This window comes from Synechococcus sp. R6-7 (genome assembly GCF_047461695.1).
GTDB lineage: Bacteria > Cyanobacteriota > Cyanobacteriia > Thermostichales > Thermostichaceae > Thermostichus.
In genome coordinates this window covers 1-3,670 of the sequence record NZ_JANSHS010000105.1, presented here as the reverse complement: position 1 = coordinate 3,670, position 3,670 = coordinate 1, and the positions used below count along the sequence as shown (strand labels likewise).

Genomic DNA, 3,670 nt, shown 5'->3' with positions numbered 1-3,670 from the left:
GGGTTGGGGATGGAGCTAGAAAGGGTGTCACCTGTCTCAACAGCTCGGCATAGAAAATCGCATCTTGCTCTGGCCCAAAGCGCCCCACTTCCCAACGGTGACGGGGCACAAACATTGTTTGCAGCAGCACTTCCCGGCTGACAAAAGCGGGAGTACCCGAGAAGACGTAGCCATCGACAATGACTCGATTCAAATCGGGCCGAGTTTGAAACACCCGATCCACCTCCCGCAGCATCTCCGTATCCAGCCGCCCCAGCAGAGTTTCCAGGGTGTCTTCAGGGCTGATCGGTACCCGTACCGAAAAGCGATAGCCTTCGCAACGATAGTCCCCACAGATCTTGACCAGCTCGTTACGCACCCGGATTTGTGCCCCAGGATCCAAATTGCGCCCTGGCACAAGGACTTCTTCCTGAGGTTGCTGTTCGACCGGCTGGGCCCATAGCTGGAGTTGACTTGCCCATCCTGCCCAAACCAGGGATCCGAAAAACAAGCCAAATCCCAAGCCTTTCAGGGGAAGGCTCCAACCCAGACTGCCCTGCTCAGAGCGAGGTGAAACGGGGGGCTCACAATCCTGGATCGGGCTGTTCATAAAGCGTTGACCGATTCCTCAGCGATGGCTACCGCCAAATCTACCCGACATCGGCTAGGGAGGCACTAGGCAGGGAGAAAAATAGGGTATCGGCTCCGAATGGTTTCAAAATAGGGGCAGATAAATAGGGAAGCTTTGACAAACTCCCTGTCCTGGGCAGCAACGGATGTGCTGTGGCAGCGCATGGGTGTAGGATCCTAGGCTCTGGGTTCCCGCTCTGCAGGCAGGCCAGTGCTCTGCTGTGTGGGCAATGGATCCATGGATTGTTATTACCGTTGAGATCGCAAACCCAATTCTCTTCTTCTTCTCACGTCTTCTCATGACCGCGGTTGTTCCTTCACCTTTGCGCTACGCCTACTACCCCGGCTGTGTGGCCCAGGGGGCCTGTCGTGAGCTGTATGACTCCACCGACCAGATTGCGCGGCATCTGGGCATTGAACTGGTGGAGCTGGAAGCCGCTTCCTGCTGTGGTTCGGGCACCTTCAAAGAAGAATCGGAGCTGCTGGAAGATACGGTAAATGCCCGCAACCTGGCTTTGGCCGAGGCGCTGGGGTTGCCGATGCTCACCCACTGCAGCACCTGTCAGGGGGTGTTGGGCCGCGTGAATGAAAAGTTAAAAGCTGCGAAAACCGCGAATCCAGAGTACTTTCACCAGGTGCAAGCCCTGTGCCAGAAAGGGGGCTGTGAGAGCCGTTACCAGGGCACAGGCGATGTGCGCCATTTGCTGTGGGTGCTGGCTCATGACTACGGCCTGGAGCGATTGGCCCAACAGGTCAAACGGCCTCTCCTGGGACTGCGCTGCGCTGCCTTCTACGGGTGTTATCTGTTGCGGGCCTACGACATCTCCCGCTTTGATGTGGCACGGGATCCCCATTTGATGGAGGATCTCTTCGAGCGTTTGGGGGCCACCCCTGTTTGGTATCGCGGGCGCACCCAGTGTTGCGGTTGGCCCATTTCCAGCTATGCCCCGCAGCAGTCTTTCTCGATGGCAGGCCGGCATCTCGTAGAGGCAATAGAGGCGGGAGCGGATTGTTTGGTCACCCCCTGTCCCCTGTGTCACCTCAACTTGGACTCTCGGCAGCCGGAGGTGGAAGAGGTGATCGGGCGCAAGCTGGGGATCCCGATCCTGCATTTGCCACAATTGGTGGGCCTGGCCCTGGGGATCCCGGCGGAAAACTTGGGACTGAACCGCCATGTAGTACAGGTGGAAAGAGCCCTGCAAAAAATAGGCCGCTAAATCCCACTTGATGGCTGGGGGATCCCTGGGCAAACATCAGGTGGGGTCTGCCTGGGAAGGATATGCTATTCTGCCCAGCAAGGTACCCGTCCTTGTTCAAAAACCGCAAAGATCCTCGTAAGCTTAGATCCACCTACTCCTGCTTAGCAGCTCCCTATGGTTGTCTCGGATCCCTTTGGCCTTGTTGTGCAAGAAGTGCAGCAGGGCGGGTACGCAGACCGAGTGAAAAAGCTGGTTTACTTTGCCTGCACCAGCACTTGGGAAAGCGATGTCAGCAAGTTGAACCAAATAGACCTGAAAGCTCTGCTGGAGCAGCTCTGCCGCCAGCACGCTACCCTTGATGCTTTGGGCCAGCGCTTTCGAGATGCCATTAGCCGCATCAACAAAAAAGCCGAGTATGCTCGCATCGCCAAGATGCTGCTAAGCAAGCTACAGCCCCTGTATCAACAGCCCCAAGCGGATCCCTCTAGCCCACTCATGCCCTCGCCCAAGGAGCCATCAGCTTGGGCCGCACCCTCGCCTATCTTGTCCTTGGAGTATGGAAGCCCACGACTGCAAAAGCAAGACTACGATCCCTTCGAGCTGCGGGCAGGGGTGATGCGGCAAACCAGCCCTTTGCGGGCCAAGCTGGTTCTGTTCACGGCTTTGTACCACAAAGTAGAGCCTACTCTGCAGGGGTTGGCGGCCCTGCGGCGCTACAGCCTGGACGAGCTGCTCAGAGCCCTCTACGATGCCTGCGCCTCCCCCCAAGAACTGGAAGCCCGGCTGAAGGAGGCGGTGCAGCAGTTGCAGGAGCCGGATCAGGATGGCCAAGCCGCCAATGCTGTGCTGCAGATGCTGAAGCCTCTTTACGTTGACGTGCCCCCAGCGACCCTCCCCGGCGGAGGATTGGCTGCTGAGCCTCTCTCCGCCAATCTGGATTGGCTGAATACCGAAGATGCCGCTCGCGCGGGCGAGGCAGAGTCCCTGGCCAGCCCCATGACTTGGATTGACGCTGGGATCCCAGAAGATGAGGAAGAACCTGCAGATCCTCTGGCTTTTGCAACCTGGACAACACCACCCGGCCCCTCTTCTGACCTGCGACAGGAGATCCCAGAGTCCTGCCGCCAACTGCTCCATCACAGCGCCGGATCCTTGATGGTTGCCATCGAGAACACCCTAAGCGAGTTGGGCAACGCCCTGGACGAAGGTCTGCAGGATGAGGATCCCGTCCAATATCTGACGCTCAAACACCAGGTGCTGCGCGGCTTCTTGAGGGATGTCGAGGGATCCGCCGCAATGTTCATGGGGATCTTGAAAAAGCTAGAACAATCGGAGTGGCGCCTGGTGCAGCCCCCTCACGTCAGCAGTGGGGAATACGCTTTGCCGGAGGCGATCACTGAGGTGCCCACCAACCTTGCGGATCCCTATGCTTCCCTGAGACAAGTCTTGGCCAGCAGCGAGCTGGCCCGGCAAAAGCCGCAGTTGGAGCAGGAGGTGATGCGCTTGGTGCGGCGCAGCGTCGGCTCTGTCAAAACTGCTATCGAACAGGCCCTGAGCGAGTTGGGCAAGGCGTTGGATGAGCAGTTCCAAACCTGCACCCTAGAGGAAGCCTTGGTTCTCAAGTACCAAACACTACGCGCCTTTTTGCAGGAAGTGGGGGAGATCTCCACCAAATTTGCTGCTTTCTTGGATCGCATGGAGGAGGCAGAGCGCCGTCTGTTCGGGCTGGTTTGAGAGCCAAGCCCGCTGTTCGGGGATCCCGTTCAACACTCACGATCAGCCGCGCCGAGTGTTGGGGAAACGCCCGGATCCTTATCTAGAATAACCACCAGTGCAGCTGATACATTTACGCTGAACACTGC

Annotated in this window: 3 protein-coding genes; 2 read left to right on the top strand and 1 reads right to left on the bottom strand. The window is 58.0% G+C overall.

Going from position 1 to position 3,670, the window contains the following annotated elements:
• Nucleotides 1-589: hypothetical protein (locus NW815_RS03765; protein ID WP_414415724.1), on the bottom strand; the 589-nt coding region annotated here is incomplete at its 3' end.
• A 319-nt stretch (nucleotides 590-908) separates the two neighbouring features.
• Here NW815_RS03765 and NW815_RS03760 point away from each other — a divergent pair.
• A complete protein-coding gene (locus NW815_RS03760; protein WP_414388897.1) occupies nucleotides 909-1,826 on the top strand; it encodes a CoB--CoM heterodisulfide reductase iron-sulfur subunit B family protein in 918 nt (305 codons plus the stop codon).
• A gap of 156 nt (nucleotides 1,827-1,982) precedes the next feature.
• The gene (locus NW815_RS03755; RefSeq protein ID WP_414415723.1) at nucleotides 1,983-3,542 is read left to right on the top strand and encodes a hypothetical protein; all 1,560 of its coding nucleotides are present in this window, start codon (nucleotides 1,983-1,985) and stop codon (nucleotides 3,540-3,542) included.
• Nucleotides 3,543-3,670: the final 128 nt, after the last annotated feature.

Coding starts and splice junctions, on each gene's coding strand:
- NW815_RS03755 (WP_414415723.1), top strand. CDS start 1,983: ATGGTTGTCTCGGATCCCTTTGGCCTTGTTGTGCAAGAAGTGCAGCAG.
- NW815_RS03760 (WP_414388897.1), top strand. CDS start 909: ATGACCGCGGTTGTTCCTTCACCTTTGCGCTACGCCTACTACCCCGGC.